21 protein-coding genes are annotated in these 16,891 nt (G+C 32.3%); 3 read left to right on the top strand and 18 right to left on the bottom strand.

Annotation, left to right across the window (positions count from 1 at the left end; genetic code table 11):
• Window positions 1-7: 7 nt before the first annotated feature.
• The 14 genes from G7A72_RS10575 to ruvC all read right to left on the bottom strand — a co-directional run bounded on the left by G7A72_RS10575 (window position 8) and on the right by ruvC (window position 12,194).
• The gene (locus G7A72_RS10575; RefSeq protein ID WP_165152437.1) at window positions 8-718 is read right to left on the bottom strand and encodes a PH domain-containing protein; all 711 of its coding nucleotides are present in this window, start codon (window positions 716-718) and stop codon (window positions 8-10) included.
• Window positions 719-1,305: 587 nt separating this feature from the next.
• Window positions 1,306-1,596, bottom strand: a complete 291-nt coding sequence (locus G7A72_RS10570) for an STAS domain-containing protein (RefSeq protein ID WP_113664463.1) — start codon at window positions 1,594-1,596, stop codon at window positions 1,306-1,308.
• Window positions 1,597-1,773: 177 nt separating this feature from the next.
• Window positions 1,774-2,121 (bottom strand): hypothetical protein, encoded by a 348-nt coding sequence (locus tag G7A72_RS10565; RefSeq protein WP_113664464.1) that lies wholly within the window; start codon window positions 2,119-2,121, stop codon window positions 1,774-1,776.
• Window positions 2,122-2,228: 107 nt separating this feature from the next.
• Window positions 2,229-2,936, bottom strand: a complete 708-nt coding sequence (locus G7A72_RS10560) for a LytTR family DNA-binding domain-containing protein (protein ID WP_113664465.1) — start codon at window positions 2,934-2,936, stop codon at window positions 2,229-2,231.
• A 13-nt stretch (window positions 2,937-2,949) separates the two neighbouring features.
• The gene (locus G7A72_RS10555; protein ID WP_113664466.1) at window positions 2,950-3,267 is read right to left on the bottom strand and encodes an Hpt domain-containing protein; all 318 of its coding nucleotides are present in this window, start codon (window positions 3,265-3,267) and stop codon (window positions 2,950-2,952) included.
• Window positions 3,254-4,291, bottom strand: coding sequence for an ATP-binding protein (locus G7A72_RS10550; protein ID WP_165152436.1), 1,038 nt, complete (start codon window positions 4,289-4,291; stop codon window positions 3,254-3,256). The genes G7A72_RS10555 and G7A72_RS10550 overlap by 14 nt, the downstream gene beginning before the upstream one ends.
• Window positions 4,291-5,424 carry an FIST signal transduction protein gene (locus G7A72_RS10545; RefSeq protein WP_165152435.1) on the bottom strand — a complete coding sequence of 378 codons (1,134 nt, stop codon included), beginning with the start codon at window positions 5,422-5,424 and terminating at the stop codon, window positions 4,291-4,293. The genes G7A72_RS10550 and G7A72_RS10545 overlap by 1 nt, the downstream gene beginning before the upstream one ends.
• A 2-nt stretch (window positions 5,425-5,426) precedes the next feature.
• Window positions 5,427-8,126 (bottom strand): PAS domain S-box protein, encoded by a 2,700-nt coding sequence (locus G7A72_RS10540; RefSeq protein WP_165152434.1) that lies wholly within the window; start codon window positions 8,124-8,126, stop codon window positions 5,427-5,429.
• A complete protein-coding gene (locus G7A72_RS10535; protein WP_165152433.1) occupies window positions 8,120-8,662 on the bottom strand; it encodes a heme NO-binding domain-containing protein in 543 nt (180 codons plus the stop codon). The genes G7A72_RS10540 and G7A72_RS10535 overlap by 7 nt, the downstream gene beginning before the upstream one ends.
• Before the next feature lie 2 nt (window positions 8,663-8,664).
• Entirely contained in the window at window positions 8,665-9,078 is a 414-nt protein-coding gene (locus tag G7A72_RS10530) for a response regulator (RefSeq protein WP_165152432.1), read from the bottom strand.
• Between the two features lie 116 nt (window positions 9,079-9,194).
• Entirely contained in the window at window positions 9,195-9,560 is a 366-nt protein-coding gene (locus G7A72_RS10525) for an MmcQ/YjbR family DNA-binding protein (protein WP_165152431.1), read from the bottom strand.
• A gap of 9 nt (window positions 9,561-9,569) precedes the next feature.
• Window positions 9,570-10,367 (bottom strand): cyclase family protein, encoded by a 798-nt coding sequence (locus G7A72_RS10520; RefSeq protein ID WP_165152430.1) that lies wholly within the window; start codon window positions 10,365-10,367, stop codon window positions 9,570-9,572.
• 85 nt (window positions 10,368-10,452) lie between these two features.
• Window positions 10,453-11,589, bottom strand: coding sequence for a radical SAM family heme chaperone HemW (gene hemW / locus G7A72_RS10515; protein ID WP_165152429.1), 1,137 nt, complete (start codon window positions 11,587-11,589; stop codon window positions 10,453-10,455).
• Window positions 11,590-11,639: 50 nt separating this feature from the next.
• On the bottom strand, window positions 11,640-12,194 hold the full coding sequence (ruvC, locus tag G7A72_RS10510; RefSeq protein ID WP_165152428.1) for a crossover junction endodeoxyribonuclease RuvC: 555 nt from the start codon (window positions 12,192-12,194) through the stop codon (window positions 11,640-11,642).
• A gap of 23 nt (window positions 12,195-12,217) precedes the next feature.
• Between ruvC and G7A72_RS10505 the strand changes: the two genes are divergently transcribed.
• Both G7A72_RS10505 and G7A72_RS10500 read left to right on the top strand, forming a co-directional pair.
• Window positions 12,218-13,180, top strand: a complete 963-nt coding sequence (locus tag G7A72_RS10505) for a lysylphosphatidylglycerol synthase domain-containing protein (protein WP_165152427.1) — start codon at window positions 12,218-12,220, stop codon at window positions 13,178-13,180.
• A 3-nt stretch (window positions 13,181-13,183) separates the two neighbouring features.
• Window positions 13,184-14,293: a glycosyltransferase gene (locus tag G7A72_RS10500; protein WP_371807546.1), complete on the top strand. Its 1,110-nt coding sequence runs from the start codon at window positions 13,184-13,186 to the stop codon at window positions 14,291-14,293.
• On the opposite strand, the gene G7A72_RS10495 is transcribed toward G7A72_RS10500, so the two are convergent.
• From G7A72_RS10495 to G7A72_RS10485, 3 genes are read right to left on the bottom strand one after another with little or no spacing between them, the layout of a single operon-like run.
• The gene (locus G7A72_RS10495; protein WP_165152426.1) at window positions 14,286-14,999 is read right to left on the bottom strand and encodes a DUF4184 family protein; all 714 of its coding nucleotides are present in this window, start codon (window positions 14,997-14,999) and stop codon (window positions 14,286-14,288) included. The genes G7A72_RS10500 and G7A72_RS10495 overlap by 8 nt on opposite strands.
• A 3-nt stretch (window positions 15,000-15,002) precedes the next feature.
• The gene (locus G7A72_RS10490; RefSeq protein ID WP_165153737.1) at window positions 15,003-15,479 is read right to left on the bottom strand and encodes a hypothetical protein; all 477 of its coding nucleotides are present in this window, start codon (window positions 15,477-15,479) and stop codon (window positions 15,003-15,005) included.
• 42 nt (window positions 15,480-15,521) lie between these two features.
• Window positions 15,522-15,911, bottom strand: coding sequence for a hypothetical protein (locus G7A72_RS10485; protein ID WP_165152425.1), 390 nt, complete (start codon window positions 15,909-15,911; stop codon window positions 15,522-15,524).
• Between the two features lie 51 nt (window positions 15,912-15,962).
• Here G7A72_RS10485 and G7A72_RS10480 point away from each other — a divergent pair, with 51 nt between their 5' ends.
• Entirely contained in the window at window positions 15,963-16,463 is a 501-nt protein-coding gene (locus G7A72_RS10480; RefSeq protein WP_165152424.1) for a DUF456 domain-containing protein, read from the top strand.
• 124 nt (window positions 16,464-16,587) lie between these two features.
• On the opposite strand, the gene G7A72_RS10475 is transcribed toward G7A72_RS10480, so the two are convergent.
• Window positions 16,588-16,836 (bottom strand): GIY-YIG nuclease family protein, encoded by a 249-nt coding sequence (locus G7A72_RS10475; RefSeq protein ID WP_165152423.1) that lies wholly within the window; start codon window positions 16,834-16,836, stop codon window positions 16,588-16,590.
• Window positions 16,837-16,891: the final 55 nt, after the last annotated feature.

The raw sequence follows: 16,891 nt of genomic DNA, 5'->3' as shown, positions 1-16,891 counted from the left end.
TGCGAAACTACATATGACTCAAAATTTCTTTTTTGAAAGCGTCGTATTCGCCTTGTAAAATCAATCCGTTGTCCAATAATTTTTTATAATTCTGTAATTTTTCAAAAAGTTCGTCTTGTGATAAATCACTTAATGATTTATCTTTTGGACTTGTCGCAACCTCTTCGAACACTTGATTTTCAGCAATGAAATTGGGTTGTGAAACTGGCATTATTTCAGCAAAACTAGTTACTTCTTCTGTTTCCATCTCTTCAATAATCTCTACTTCTTCTATTGGAGAAACTGGAACTTCATCCATCATGGTTGCATTCAATACAGACCCAACTTTTAATATATCCAATTGTTCTTTGGCGTACGTAAAAATCTTTCTGGCTTGAATTTTAGGGATATAATCAATGGAAACCTCCATATTTGTTCTGGTTGTAAAAGAAAACTCAGAACCCAAAATATTTTCTTTCACAAAAGTACCTTCTATTTCGTCCCAAGTGTAATCAATGAAATTCATTGAAAGTCCCAGATTTTTAGGCTGACAAATAATAATTCTTTTATTGGTCAAAACAATACTGTCCGGTAAAACGGTAATTGCTGGTTTTTTTTGAACAGCTATATAACCTATTTCTTCATTTTTCATCAATAAATCACTCAGTTTTGAAGCGATTTTCTCAATAGCCTTTGGGTCTTGTTCTTCGTTTAAAAACTTTTTAAATTGTTCTTTCATATGATAGGCAGAATTTATTTCAGTGCGCGTTTATGTTTTTTTAATCCAACTTTATTGGCAAAAGTAATGCCTAATTTTCTAATTCCTGAATTTCGCTTTGCAATTTCTTTGTTAAACTTTTGAAAACCAAATGAAATCCATAAAAAAAGAGACTATGCAAATTGCATAATCTCTTTTTAAATAAAAATATTCGTGTTTCCTCTGTGTAATGAACTTACCGACGGTTATTAAATCATTACGCTAATAATATCGAATTATGAACTAACTTTAAAAAATCTAACACCATACTATTTAAAACGACATATTAATAATCATATTTGCAAGTACGCTACGTTTTTTATGGGTACACAAAAAGTAATATTTAGAAGATAAAGTCTGAAAAGTTATTACTGCAAATGGGTGAATAAATAAAAACATGCTTAAAGAGCCAAATTTAACGACTTAAACTGTAATGATTTATGAGATAAAAACTGTTAAACCATTATTTGACAGAAGTAGAATTGCTCTTATTAACTAAACTGAAAATCATTTAATTAGCGTAACTAAATGATTTAAATATGTTAATTATCACACAAAATATGTGGTTATTAAAGGAGAATGTCATGATAATTCAAGACGTTAAACAATTCTTGTACTTTTTTATTTTCTCTGCCAATGATGTAAAATAATATGTCGCACAAATCGGCTTTTTTATGTAAATCCGATAAAATATTAGCTGCATTACAATCTATATCAAGGACTTTATTCAAAGAGAGAACCATTGCATTGGAATGAATCATGAGCGTTTCAAAATGATTTTTTAAAGACTCTCCATTTTGAGAGTTTAACAACCCATTTATTTCATAAACTCCTCCATTATATGTGATTTGAATTGCCATAATTTTTTAACTATACTTGTTAATAAAGGCACAAAGATCATAAGTATTCTTGCGTAGACATCTAATTTTTCGACGAATAGACATTTGCTGCAGGTGAAACATCATCACTTTATACCTGACTCGTATAATGAGAGCCCTTAACCAAAAACAGTATTAAATAATTCATATCTAAATGACTTAATTTGCTAAATTTAATTGATCACAATCAAGACCAATTATTGTTCGAACCTCAACACTATTGGGTAAAAACACTTCATCATCAAGAAACTGTAAAAAAGGCTTTATGACATCATGCCTTACTGCAAGTATAGTTTCATTATCACAGCTTAATTTTTCAGCTTCAGATTTTGTTAAAGGTCCAGCCCAAGTCAAATTGTAACAATATCCAATACCTTTTCTTCTAACAAAAGTTATGTAAACGTCGTTTAGTACTGTCCAACGGTTAGATATTAAATAATATCCTGTGAGTACATCCCCGGAATAATCTAAAAAAATAATGGGTGCATTAAGTAATTTTACTTTCATAGCTATTATTATAAATACCCGGCAAAAATAAGCACAATGACGGTTAAAAGCAATTTTAATCGATGAAGTGTATTTTTTAGATGATTTTGTAATTTAATAGCTATATTTTACAAGACATTTATTCTTTTTAGAAGCTCCGTTTTGTTAGAACGACTTACTGGAATTACATCTTTGGCAATTAAGACACTATTGTCTTTAATATCAATAATTTTTTTAGTGTTGATAATAAAGGATCGATGTACTTTTAAAAATAAATCTTTTGGTAATTTATCTTCTATTTTCTTTAGTGTAGAATGAACTACATAATTTTTGCTCTCGGTTTTTATATGGATATAATCCCCCTTGGCTTCTACAATATTTACAGATGCCATTTCAATTTTTATCAATCTCCGGTCTATGTTGATATAAAACTCATTTGCATTATCCTCAACAATTTGTTTAATTTCTGTTGCTTTGGAAGTGATTTTATAGGCATTTGCTTTTTGAATTGCTTTTTGAAATCGATCTCCAGTAATGGGCTTTACTAAATAATCTACTATGCACTCGTACTCAAAAGCTTCTATAGCAAATTTTTTATCAGAGGTGACTAAAATTATTTTTGGAGGATTTTTTAAACTTTGAATGAAATCAAATCCTGTAAAATCAGGCATATGAATGTCTAAAAAGATTAAATCAACATCATTGTTATTTAAGAATTTTATAGCCTGCATAGCATTCGGAAACTCCTGCATTAGGTTAAGTTCAGGATATACAGTGATCATCTGAGTAATAATAGCTCTTGCCATCTCTTCGTCATCTATAGTAATGCAATTCATACAGTAAGAGGTGTTACAAACGGTTTACAAACTCTTGCATAATTTTCAAAATAGTTTCAAAATCAGCACGGAGACTTGTAGAGTTATTTTTTAGATTAACTTCATATTCTTCAGCAATATAATAACTTTTTTCTAAACCAAGTATAGATATTTTATGTTTTAGTTTATGAACTGATTGCGCAGCCTCGACAAAAATAGTGTTTGCCATTTGTTCTGAATAGCCATTTATTTCTTCGGGAAGTTCCTTTTTAAGAATACCAATTAATTTAGCTCTGAATTCAAGATTATCTCCTGAGAGATCGTTGATGTAGGTTAGATTAGGCTGCTCCATTTTCTTTGGGTATCGTAAAATGAAAAGTTGTTCCTATATTTTCTTGACTTTCCAGCCAAATGGTACCATTGTAAAAGTCAATAATTTTTTTCACAATAGAAAGTCCAATCCCTGAAGACGGGTCATTATTTTCTAATTTAGAGAAAATATCAAAAATTCTAGTCTGGTACTGTTCTGGAATACCAATTCCGTTGTCTTTTACATAAAAACTAATTTCCGTATCACTTTCTGAATTTCCAATTTCGACAGTAATATTTTCTTTATCATTGTACTTTATGGCGTTCTGTATTAAGTTTTGAAATAGCTGTTTATATCTAAAGTCATTTCCAAATACTTTGGGCAGGTGATTCTTAATTTTGATTTTGACCTGTTCAGAAATATGTATGGTTCTTAAAGTTTCCTCTATCAAAATATTTAAATCAATTATTCTGTCTTGATTTTCTTTATTATCAATAGCAGTATAGTTTAGGATTCCTTTAATTAAAAAATCCATTTTCTCCACATTAGAAAGAATTAAATTCAATGATTTCAAGTTAGTTTCATTCATCATTGCCTGATTATCTTCAATAAACCAGTTTATCAATGTATCAATGCTCCGCAAAGGTGCTTTTAAATCATGGGAAACCATATGAGCATATTCATTTAAAACCTGATTTTGTTTTTCAAGATTCAAAAGTAATTCCTCTCTTTGCTTATTGATTTTGATAATTTCTACTGATTGTTGCTTAATATATTCTGACGAATTAAAGGAATCAACATTTGATGTAATTGCTACATCCAGACTCATAGAATTAAGAATAAACTGCAAATTTTTATTGACTTCTTTTAAACTCCCCGCTTCATCTCTTAATTTTTGATTGGCTTCAAAAAGTTCATCAGAACTAATTTTCATTGCTCTATGCAGTAAGCCTATCTGATTTTCAAAATTGTTATAGGAATCATCAATCGCCGCTAGAAAGATATCTAAATCGTTCAGTCCGCCTTTAAGTTTTTTGTCTATTTGTCTTTTTAATAATGAATTCATTACTCGCTAATTAGGGTTAACGTCATTGTTTGATTATGAAGTTCACAAGAAGTACTTTCATTAAAAGGTGCCATCTCCCCGTATGAGTAAAATCCAGTCATTGGAATTTTTTCTCCAATAGTCTCACGAACATGCTCAACTTCTTCTTCTATTCTTTGGTTCATCACTAGTCTTCTGCCTATACAACTTACTAAGATGGCTAATTCCGGATCGGCTTTACGATTTTTCATTGCAAATTCAGCAGCAATTTGTGCTCCAGTTGCAATTCCGTCTACAGATGCCATCATTAACTGTACTCTTGCGTTCATTGGCACATCACCCGCTAAAATCATGAACTGATCATCATTGTTAATGTTCAAAATAGTTCGAACGACAGGTTCCTTTTTACCTTCCGGAGTTACATTTAAAGGATATAACAAGGAAGCTTGAGGCAATTCACTGGCTTTATCTCCCAAGTATTTTTTATACAAATCAAGTGCTGGCTGCCCATCAATTTCATAAAGAATATTTGCCTCTGATTTTGTAATAATTCTTTCTGGTCCAAATGGAATCCAACCACCAAAACTTGCGTAAGATATCTCTAAAGTATCTCCATAAAAACCAATTAAAATCACTTCTCCTTCTTTAGGATTTTCTTTGTACGAAGCAACTGTTTTTTCGAATCGTGCATCATCGCCGCACATTCCGCCAGTTATAGAAACTTCCAGATCAATATCATTTTCTAAACCTTTTATTAAAGAGCTTCCATTTACAAAACTACCCTCGGACAAAACAAATAAGTGTTTTAAGTTCTCTTTAGGAATTTTATTATATAGCGTTTTGCCTAGTGTTTGGGCATCTTTGCCGTAGTCTAAAATATTTTCCCGTTTCACTACAAAAGAGCTTTTTTCAAACTCTATTGCTGTCACTGAAATAGAATTATCAAATACGTTGCAGGAAACGATTTCCCCCGCTGTTGATCCAAAAACTAAATGTTCATAGGGAAATTCTTTTCGGATACTCTCTATTACAGCATCATCCTCCAAAAGCAATCTATTGGCGAACACTAAAACCAACGGATTTTTTAATGTTACTTTTTCTTGTAAATAGTTCCAACCTTGATTTTCCACTTTTGAAGCCTGAATAATTTTCATAGTTATTTATTAAGTTTTACAAAAAAGGTTGACCCCTCTCCTAATTCACTTTCGATCCAAATTTTACCATTATAGGCCTCAATAATTTTCTTTACGATTGCCAAGCCAAGTCCTGTGGAATGCTCACTTTTAGTATATGATTGAAAAGTCTTAAATACTTTTTCATAATGCTCTTTTGCAATTCCTACGCCATTATCTTTAACAGAGATTACATAATGATCAACGTATTCTTCTGAAGCTATTTCTACATAACCAGGATCCCGTTCTATATAATTTACAGCATTTCCTATAATGTTTTGGAATAATTGCTGAATTCTATAACGATCTGCCATGAGTATAGGTAATGTATTTTTTATAGCAATGGTCACATGTTTGGGAATGTGAATTATATCAATGATGCTTTGTATGATTTGATGTGTATTTACACTTTCTAAAGTTAGATTTTCTTTATCAATTTTAGAATAGGTCAATATCCCCTCGATTAAATGATCCATTTTTTCTACTTTATTTTCAATCATTGAAAAATATCCTAAAGTTTGCTCACTAAATGCTTTATCACTATCCTCTTTTATCCACGAAATTAGAGAATGAATACTACGCAAAGGTGATTTTAAATCATGGGAAACTATTTGGGCATAATCTTCGAGTTCTTTATTTGTTTTTGCTAATCTTGCAACCAATTCTTCTCTTTGATTTTCTAATAATTTCTTGTTAGATATATTTTCTTCAATAGCAAAGTATCGGACTATTTCACCTTTTTTATTATATAAAGCTTGCCCTTGTATTTTTACCCAATATTTCTCCCCCGATTTTGTGTAATTTACAATTTCACAATTAAAGGGTTGACCTTTGCTAATTTGATCTTTTAAATACCGAATAGTTTCAGGGTTTGTCTCTTTACCCTGCAACAGATTCCCTGGTTTTATTCCTACCAATTCCTCTTTAGTGTAGCCAGACATTTTCTCAAAACTGGAATTAACCCATTCTGTATTGCCCTGTGCATCAGAAATCACAACTGCATTTATATTTTTTTCAGCAATTAAGGAGAGCAAATAAATTTTTTCTTCTTGCTCTTTTTGCTCAGTTATATCCAGATGAATCCCTATGGAACCAACAATTTTTCCATTGATATCATAATTTGGTGCGCCACTGATTAGCCAATGTCTGTTCTCTCCCGTTTTATTTTTTATTTGTATTTCATATGAATCTGATACCCTTTGAGTCCGTAATATATTTTTTGTACCAACAAACTCTTTACTTTCTTTGGTCAGAAATAGATCTGAAGCATTTTTCCCAACTAATTCCTCCATACTGTAGCCACTAATTTCACTAAAACTATGATTCACTAAAGTGATACAATCATTTTGATCAACCTCAACCAAACCTAAGTTCATATTGGCAATGATGCTACTGTATTTCTCTTTTTCGTTTTGCAATAATGTTTGATGATTCTTTTTTAAGGTAATATCCACATAGGACCTAAGATTTCCTTTATAGATACCATCTCTAAAAATGGGAATATAGCTTCTCTCAAAAAACCTACCGTCTACGAGCTCTAATTCTTCATTATAAACAGGCTCTTTAGCTTTGAGGATACTATTTAATCTTGCTACATATAAATCCGGATTTTTGAAAAACCGTTTTAAATCCTCTACAGAATTAGAGTAATCCATCCCGATTAAAAGATCCGGCTCTTCTTCAAAATCAAACATCGAGCAGAATTTTTTATTTACCAATAAAACTCTTCTGTCTTCATCTTCTAGAATAACACCCGTTTGCAGGTTCAGAATTAGAAATGAAAGCCTGTCTTCCGATTCAATTAATTTAAAATCAGCATTCTTTTTTTCAGTTACATCTTCAATCATTGCAAAATACTGAATAACATTTCCTGCTGAATCCATAATAGGTTGTCCTTTCGTTTTAGTCCAAAAATAGCTTCCGTCTTTACGACCATGAACTAATTCTACGTCAAATGTTTCCCCTTTAAAAAAGGGGTCAATCATTTTATTTAAATCTTCTTTATTTGTAAACTCACATTTGCCAACCTCAACAGGAGTTTTTCCAATTATTTCTTCTTTAGAAAAGCCTGTCAATTTTAAAAAAGCATCATTACACCAAAAAATAATACCGTCTGGTCTAGTAAAAACAACTCCATTCTCATTAGCACTAGCCACAAGAGAAAGCCTGTTTAACTCTTGCTGATCCCTTTTTAAATCTTTTTTTTGATTATTAATTCTATCCAACAACTCTTTAAGTTCCTGAGTAGTTATTTCTTGCGTTTTCAGCACATGAAGAAGGTCCAATAAAGGATCGTGAAAAGCAAAATCGTGAAAGGTTAGTTTTTTTTCTATAACTTGGTTCATTGAAATAAACCATGGAGAACCTACAAATAAAATAGAATCTTTATATTCTTGAAATTGACCTCTTAAATCAACAGAATCATCTGTTGTTCCTAAAACGACAAGTTGATCAATAATTGTTTTTAATCCGTCAGTGGTGGAATTTTCAATATAAGGCCTTTTTACTTCAAAAGTTGAAGCAAAATTGTCGTTTAATTTGATTGATGGAAAAGTCTTAGATAAACTTTTACCCAACCCTATTATTTTTAGATTAGAATCAATTAGAATGTAAAAAGGAAACAACTTATTGAAGCTGTTTTCATCAAATTGAAATCCTAAGTTTTTCATTCTTTTTTTTACCAATTTACATAAAAAATTTCATGTGAACTACCCTCGTCTCGAGTTTGAATTAAACTTATGGTTACCGGCGTATGATAAATTATTCCCAGTCCTTGGATTATCCCTCTTACAAAATCTTGAAGCCCTTCTCTTTTTGAAAAATAATGCAAATGAATACTGTTTTCAGTGACTTCAGTAACTTTGAATTCTGGCGGAGTCAGTTTTGGATAAATCAGCATCACTCTATTATGAAAAAGAGGTAAGTTTATTAAAAATTCTTTTAAATTATCTCCCCCTGCTTCCATTAAACCACCGTACTTATCTTTTGTTGTTTTTACAACCCACCATTCTCCAAACGCAATTAAAACAGCACTCAATGTCATGCCCATTTCATTAGAAACTGCCTGAGCCAACTTAAAAGTCAAATCATCATCATAGGGCTCACTGCTTATAAAATAATCAACATCTACACCACTGCGTAATTTAATGGCTTCCCATTTATTCGCACCAAAATTAGCTATGACTAATTCTTCTATTGCCTTATTAACAATTCCATACATATCTACTGAGATATTAATTCATTTCTACTCCAGTATTCTATTAGATGTTTTATTCGATCGATGTATTCATCGTATTTAAGAGGTTTTAATAGATAACCCGCAATTCCAATTTTGTAACATTCTAATATATCTTTCCTATTGTTTGATGTAGTTAAAATCACGGCTGGGATGTATTTTAAATATTCGTCAGCTTTTAATATCCTTAAAAATTCAATTCCGTTCATTTTTGGCATATTTAAATCCAGCACAATAATATCCGGAACAGTTTCTTTTTCTTTTAATATTTTAATTGCTTCTTCTCCATTATTTGCTTCTAGAATTTTATGCTTAATATCTAAGGTACTTAAAACTCTATTGAATTTCATAACTTCAATAGCATCATCTTCAATTAATAAAATATTTAGTAATTTATTCATCTGTTTTATATAATGTAATTTTTAAAAATAAATAAATTAGAGATGGAATACCCTAATTTTCGATAAAATAGCCATTTACTGTAGTCGAACAACTGATTTTAAGCGGCGAATGGTTTTTAAGCACTGTAAAGTTCTGATTGCATCTTCTTTGTTAAACTTCCGAAAACCAACTCATAGGAATGATCAATCAACTCTCTAATTAAATTATCTGAAACCGATTCATTTACAGCAATTGTATTCCAATGGGTTTTACTCATGTGAAAACCGGGCTGAATGTCATCGTATTCCGCTCGTAATTCCTCGGCACGCTCCGGATCACATTTTAAATTAACTGATGGCCGTCCTTTTTCCCATTGACTTAAAGATGATAACGCAAACATTTTTCCGCCTACTTTAAAAACTAAAGTATCTTCATCAAAAGGGAAATGTTCCGTCACTCCTTTTTTAGACAAGCAATATTCGTAGTACGTTTCTAAATTCATTCTTTAAAATTATTTTGATTCCTCATTTAAAATAGCATACAAAACAGGCTTGCTCGGACTCGCGTCATTCTCAAAAGATGCGATTTGTAAATTCAGTAAATATGTGCCGTCTTTCACTTCATCTGTAACAAAAATCAATTCGGTAATTGTACAGTCCAATCGTGCATCAGCATTCAGATTGTTGACATCGGTTACATTCCAAAAGGCTTTGTGTGCCAATAATTTTCCGTCATCTTTTTCTTTATCCACACTTGGCAAATCAATTAATAAATGCTGAATTCCGCTTTCGCGAATGAAACGCGCAGCATCTTCCTCCAGATAAGGCGGATTAGTATTTGAATATTTTAAAGATTTTTTTATTTTAAAATTAGGAAGTGTTCTAATGATTAGAGCTTCTTTTGGAATACCTAATTTCAGTGTCACATCAAGCGCAGTCGAGATGCTTTCTAACGTGATTACCAAGTCTTCTCCTTGCAGTTCCGGCACAACCGAAATCAATTCAGCCACAAAGAAAAACTGTTTCAACGACTGATTAATGCTGTAAAATTCCCGTGTAATATGCCCCAGACATTCCGTGTGCGTTCCGTGCCCGTGGGGATTGAAGAAAATATTATTAAAGTTTGTCGAAGATTTCCCTTCCGAAACTTTCCCTATCCAATCCCCAAAAACCACGGGTTCAATAATTGGTTTTTCGATATACCAAGCAATTGGATTCTCATCTGTATTTGTCAATGGAATCGAAATATCAATGGGTTTTGATAAATCTACTTTAATTGTTTGATTGTTATGTTGAACTGTTACTAACACAAGTTGTTGTTTTTATGCTAATCAGACGCTACGACACAAAATTCCTTTCAACTTTGCGTAAAACTTTGCGACCTTTGCGGTTACGTTACTCTTCCAAATTTAAGTAAAATAAGTCTGATGCAATTCCATCCGCCAAAAACTTTCCTTTTGGAGTCGGTTTTAGAATGTTATTTTCGATAAAAACTAAATCATCACCAATGAATTTTTGAGATTGTTTGTTCAAATATTCCAAATAAATAATTCCAAATTCGGTTTCAATTCTATCCAAAGAAACACCCCAAATCGTTCGTAAACCCGTCATAACATATTCGTTGTAACGATCCGTAATCGAAAGGATTTCAGTTTCGTTAGGCAGTTTATTTTCTTGAATGGATTTTATATACAGCGAATTATTCGACACATTCCAACTTCTCGAAATGCCATCATAGCTGTGCGCCGAAGGACCAATTCCAATGTATTTTTTCCCCAGCCAATAGGCCGAATTGTTTTTGGAAAAATAGTTTTCCTTCCCAAAATTTGATAATTCGTAATGAATAAAATCATTGGTTTCAAGCGTTTCTACTAAAATAGCAAAGTGCGCTTGTGCAACTTCATCTTTAGGAGCTGCAATTTTCCCGGTTTGAATCAGTTTATTCAAAGCGGTTTTTGGTTCTACCGTTAAAGCATAACTCGAAATATGCGGGATACCAAAAGACAGTGCTGTTTCAATATTTTGTTTCCATTTCTCATTACTCATTCTGGGAATTCCGTATATTAAATCGAGGGAAATATTGTCGAAATACTTAGTGGCTTCTTCCAAACATTTTTTGGCTTCCGCCGAATTATGAGCTCTATTCATCAGTTGCAAATCGTCTTCAAAGAAAGACTGAATCCCAATGCTTAATCGATTAATTTTACTTTTAGACAATTCAATTATTCGTTCGCTTGACAAATCATCCGGATTGGCTTCCAGTGTGATTTCGGGATTTTCAATCACAGAATAATTGCTATAAACTGCAGCAATCAAAAAATTAATTTCTTCAGAACTTAAAACACTTGGCGTTCCTCCACCGAAATAAATGGTTTCGACTTCTTGATTCTCAAACTCACTTTTGCGTATTTGAATTTCTTTGGCAATAGCCAAAACCATTTCCTCTTTCTTCTTCATCGAAGTCGAAAAGTGAAAATCGCAGTAATGACATGCCTGCTTGCAAAAAGGGATATGAATGTAGATTCCGCTCATTAATTTAGTATTAAGCTTTTTAGTGTTCAGTTCTGCAAACTGGATACTGATTACTTTTTTATTCTTTCTTCATTTTGTTTTACAAAAGCATCCCAACCGGTATAACTTTTAGCGCCAACCACTTTTCCAGAATTGAAAAAATGACAAACCGCGGCTGCTAATCCATCAGTTGAATCCAGATTTTTAGGTAATTCTTTCAATCCTAAAAGCTGCTGTAGCATTTTGGCAACTTGCTCCTTGGTGGCGTTTCCGTTTCCGGTAATTGCCATTTTTATTTTTTTTGGTTCGTATTCCGTGATGGGAATATCTCTCGAAAGTCCCGCCGCCATGGCAACGCCTTGCGCACGTCCCAACTTTAGCATCGATTGTACGTTTTTACCAAAGAAAGGCGCTTCGATTGCGATTTCATCTGGATTGTGTGTATCGATTAACTCAATCGTACGTTCGAAAATGATTTTCAGCTTTTGATAATGATTGTCGTATTTGGACAATTGCAGTTCATTCAATTGCAAAAACTCCATTTTTTTATTGACAATTTTTATCAATCCAAAACCCATAATTGTCGTTCCCGGGTCAATTCCTAATATGATGCGTTCGTTTGCCAATTTTAATTTGTTATTTTGCAGTAATGATTACAATTCCACACAAAACTAAGCAATTCCTCGTACTTCTAATCAAACTTTTGATTGTGGGCGGTGCGTTTTATTTTATTTACAATCAATTGGCCAATAACGACAAACTGGATTGGCAAAAATTCATTGTTTTATTCCAAAAAAATCAATCCATTGGCGGAATCGCCTTTATTTTGTTATTGAGCGTTCTGAATCGGTTTTTTGAAATCTTGAAATGGCAAAACTTAGTAAAATTTATCCATAAAATATCTTTGGGAGAAGCAACCAAACAAGTTCTTGGCGCATTAACCGCGGGAATTTTTACGCCGAATGGAGTTGGAGAATATGCCGGAAAAGCATTGTTTTTTGACAAATCACACACTAAAAAAGTCATTTTTCTAAACCTGATTTGCAACGGAATCCAAATGATATTGACCGTTATTTTTGGAATTTTCGGGTTGTTGTATTTTAATGCGCAGTACAATGTGATTACCACAAAAACGGTAATGCTGCTTTTTGGAATGCTCCTACTACTTTTTATTGTTTTATTTTCAATCAAAAAAATTACTATCAAAGGCTATTCTATCGAAAAACTGATTCATAAGATTAATGAAATCCCAAAATCGATTCATCAAAAAAATATCTTTTTGGGCATTTGCCGCTATCTGGTTTTCTCGCACCAATACTACTTTTTGTTTCTGGCATTTGATGTTGATTTGCCTTACTTAACATTGATTGCGACCATTTCATCTGTTTATTTTTTAGCTTCCTCCTTGCCTACTTTTCAGTTTTTGGACTTTGCCGTAAAAGGAAGTGTCGCCGTTTATTTCTTTGGGATTTTAGGCGTAAACGAATGGATTGTAATTTTCATCTCAACTTTAATGTGGTTTTTGAATGTGGTTTTACCGGTGATAATTGGCACTTATTATGTATTAAATTTTAAAATTCTCTCCAAAGTAGAAGGAGACAAAAAGCAATAAAAGATGATGATTACCATTGTTTTATACATCATAATCTTCACGTATTGTTTGGCGATAATTGTACTGATTTATGGTTTTACCAAAGTGAATACAATTGAATATACCGGCTTAACGCCAAAAACAAAATTCTCCATTATTGTTCCTTTCCGGAATGAATCCGAAAATCTGCCTATTTTACTAGCAAGTTTATCAAAGTTGAATTATCCGATGGAATTATTTGAAGTGATTTTGGTCGACGATGAATCTGAGGAATCATTTAAAATTCCAAATTTAAAGTTTAAAGTTTCAGTCATAAATAACATTCGGGTTTCCAATTCACCCAAAAAAAATGCAATAGTAACTGCGATGCAAATTGTAACCTCGGATTGGATTATTACCACCGATGCCGATTGTGTAGTCAATACAAACTGGTTATTGACCTTAGACAATTACATTCAGCTTCATGATGTTGCGATGATTGCTGGCGCGGTAACGTATGATTGCGGTAATTCATTTTTGCATCATTTTCAGCAATTGGATTTGGCGAGTTTACAAGGCGCAACCATTGGGAGTTTTGGTATTCACAAAGGATTTATGTGCAATGGTGCTAACTTTGCATATACCAAATCCTTTTTCCAGGAGCTGAATGGTTTCGAAGGAAATGATGGAATTGCCAGTGGCGATGATGTATTCTTGTTGCAAAAAGCGATTTCAAAATCGGCCGAAAAAGTGCATTATCTAAAATCTGAGAATAATATTATCATCACCAAACCAATGAACGATTGGAGATCATTATTTTACCAACGCGCTCGCTGGGCCTCAAAAACGAGTTCGTATCAAAGTAGTTTCGGAAAAGGATTGGGATTGTTAGTTTTTGCTGGGAATCTGAGTTGGCTCTTAATTCTTGGTTCTTGGTTCTTAGGCTTAACTACTTTTCAAAATGTCTTTTTAGTATGTACTTTCAAGTTCACAGTTGATACCATTTTGATTTATAAAACCAATCATTTTTTGTCCAAAAGCAAAATGCGATATTTGCTTTTGAGTTGTTTCTTGTATCCTTTTTTTAGCACAATTGTAGCTTTGTATTCGCTGTTTGGGAAATACGAATGGAAAGGTAGAAAATTTACTAAATAGTTTTTTTATTTCTAAAAATCAATCCTGTCAAAGTAATTGCCAGTATTGTTGGAGAAATAATACTCACTATAGCATTACCTATTTGATTCAACTGTATTCCAAAATAAAATCTAACAGCAATAAAAACTGCTGTAAAAACAATAGAAAAAGACCAATAATTGAAATCAACTATTTTGCTGTTTTCATTTTTTTCTGGTAGCTTATAAATATAAAATAAAATCCACCCCAAGCCAATAATCGAACTTGCATGCTGTGCAATTTTATAAAACGGAATTGAAAATAATTCTAGATTAAAAAAAGAAAATCGTTGCACTATATAACCATCCCAATGCGTCATTGAATCCCATACTATATGCGAAACAGCTCCTAAAAAAAAGGAAATCAAAACTATAAAAACAGCACTTTTAAAATAAACTACCCAATTAAATTCTTTTAATTCCTGTAACCTATTTTGAAGAAAAGCAGGCAAATTTTCGATGAGAGGACGTTTTATAATTTCGTGAAAAGCAAACATTACTATAAAACCTAAAGGCAAATCAATTAGAAATATCCCTAAAAGCGTATGACTAATTTCGCTTTGCATTTTCATTCGGAAAAAATATTCAAAATCAGGAGACATGGAGCCAACTATCAAAGCCGTAGCTGACAATTTTTTATTTTTTAAAAATGGCAAAAGTATGGCTGGATGTGAAAATGTAAATGGCATTACTTACTCTACTTTTAGAATTACCGGAATAATAAATTGTGTTTTTACTGGAATACCGCGCTTAATAGCTGGATTAATTTTTGGAAAATCAACCAGACGAGCTTTCAGAATACTGTCAATTTTGATTTTGTCGTAGGCAACTGAATCCTTAGAAAATTGAGGCTCAAATCGCATCGTTGCATTAGGGAAGACAGTCACCTTAACTTCGATCGTATCCAGTTCAGGATAGAGAACCGAAAGTGTATCAACACTCAATTTCTCTTGAATCAGCTGCGTTAAAACTTCGAAAAAACACTGTTGACGTTGGGCTTTATTATCAATCTTTTCACAATCTACTACCGATGGGTATTCATCGACTTCTTTCCAGTTGATGGATTTCAGTTCCTTTTGCAATAATTCCTTTTCCGAAGGAATTTGCTTGTCAAAGTATTGACAGGAATTAAAAAATATAAATATTAAAAAGAGGTAATACTGCTTCAAGGTTCTGTTTTTGAATTGGTCTAATAATTTATAAAAATACAATTATTTTTTTTGAGATGCTTTCAAAACTAAATAATCTTTGTAGTTTTCAGCAAACCATTTCTTTTTACTTTCAGCAGCAATTTCTTTTTGATCCGGATACAAAGCTGCCAATCGATCTGAGAAAACAGCAATTTGAATTGTGTATGTATAAAATTCCTCTTTTGTAAGTACAATATTTGGATTCGATTTTTTTTCAAAAAACTCAAAAAAAAGCGCATCAAACTCTTTCAAAGAAAAATTCAATACTTTTACTCTGTTTTCTTTATAGATGGTCTCTTTCAAAAGCATATCATTACCACTTACCGTTTTCTCTTGCGCATTTACAGACCAAAAAGAAAGCGTAAAGATGAGCGTTGCTGAAAATAATTGTATTAATTTAATTCTGTTCATTTTATAAATACATGTTGCTTTTGTGTTTTCAAAATTACTAAAAATAAATTTATGGATATCTTACTTTTAATTCTTGGTTTCGCATGCATCATTACTGGCTTACTTGGCAGTTTTTTACCGGTTTTACCAGGTCCAAGTGTGAGTTGGGTTGGATTAGCATTACTTTATTTAACAAATGCTGTTCCGGCAAATTATTGGATTTTAGGAATTGCTTTGTTGATTACAATTGTTATTTCCGTTTTAGATTACGTGATTCCAGCCAAGGGAACCAAGAGATTTGGCGGTAGCTCGTACGGGATTTGGGGAACAAACATCGGCTTAGTTGTCGGGATTCTTGCTCCAATACCATTTGGCTTCCTCATAGGGCCGTTTGTTGGTGCGTTGATAGGAGAACTTATTTATGATTTTAAAGACCATAATCGGGCTTTGAAAGCGGCTGCAGGTTCCTTTGTGGGGTTTCTGGCTTCAAGTTTCATGAAGTTTGTGATTTGCGTTATGTATTTGGGATTGTTTATATGGATTGTTTGGCAACATAAATCCGAGTTATTTTAATTTATAAACATACTAAAACAAAAAAAGCTTTTCTTAACAGAAAAGCTTTTTTTTACTGGTCTCGTTTTTGGAACGAGAGGACTCGAAACAGTCTCGTACCTAAAGACGAGATAGGGCATTTGTGCTATTCAATTTGAAAATTACTTACTAATCTTTCTATCGAAGCAACATTAAGTTTTTTTAATCGTAATTCTTCTTTCAATGCTTCTGTTTTAGTTTCAAATTCTTTGAAATAAACCAAAATCCATGGACTTTTTTCAGACGTATATCGGCTTAAATCATTATTGTGCTCAAAAATACGCTTCTCAAGATTTTGAGTAAATCCTTTGTAAAATAATCCTTGATGATTTTTTATGTTATGAACAAAATACATATCGATTACTATTTGAACTTAACAAAAACAAAAAAAGCTTTTCTATTAAGAAAAG

Origin of the sequence: Flavobacterium sp. Sr18 (assembly GCF_011064265.1) — a bacterium.
GTDB lineage: Bacteria > Bacteroidota > Bacteroidia > Flavobacteriales > Flavobacteriaceae > Flavobacterium > Flavobacterium petrolei.
The sequence above is the reverse complement of the archived record's forward strand: the minus strand, read 5'-3'. Positions and strand labels throughout refer to the sequence as shown.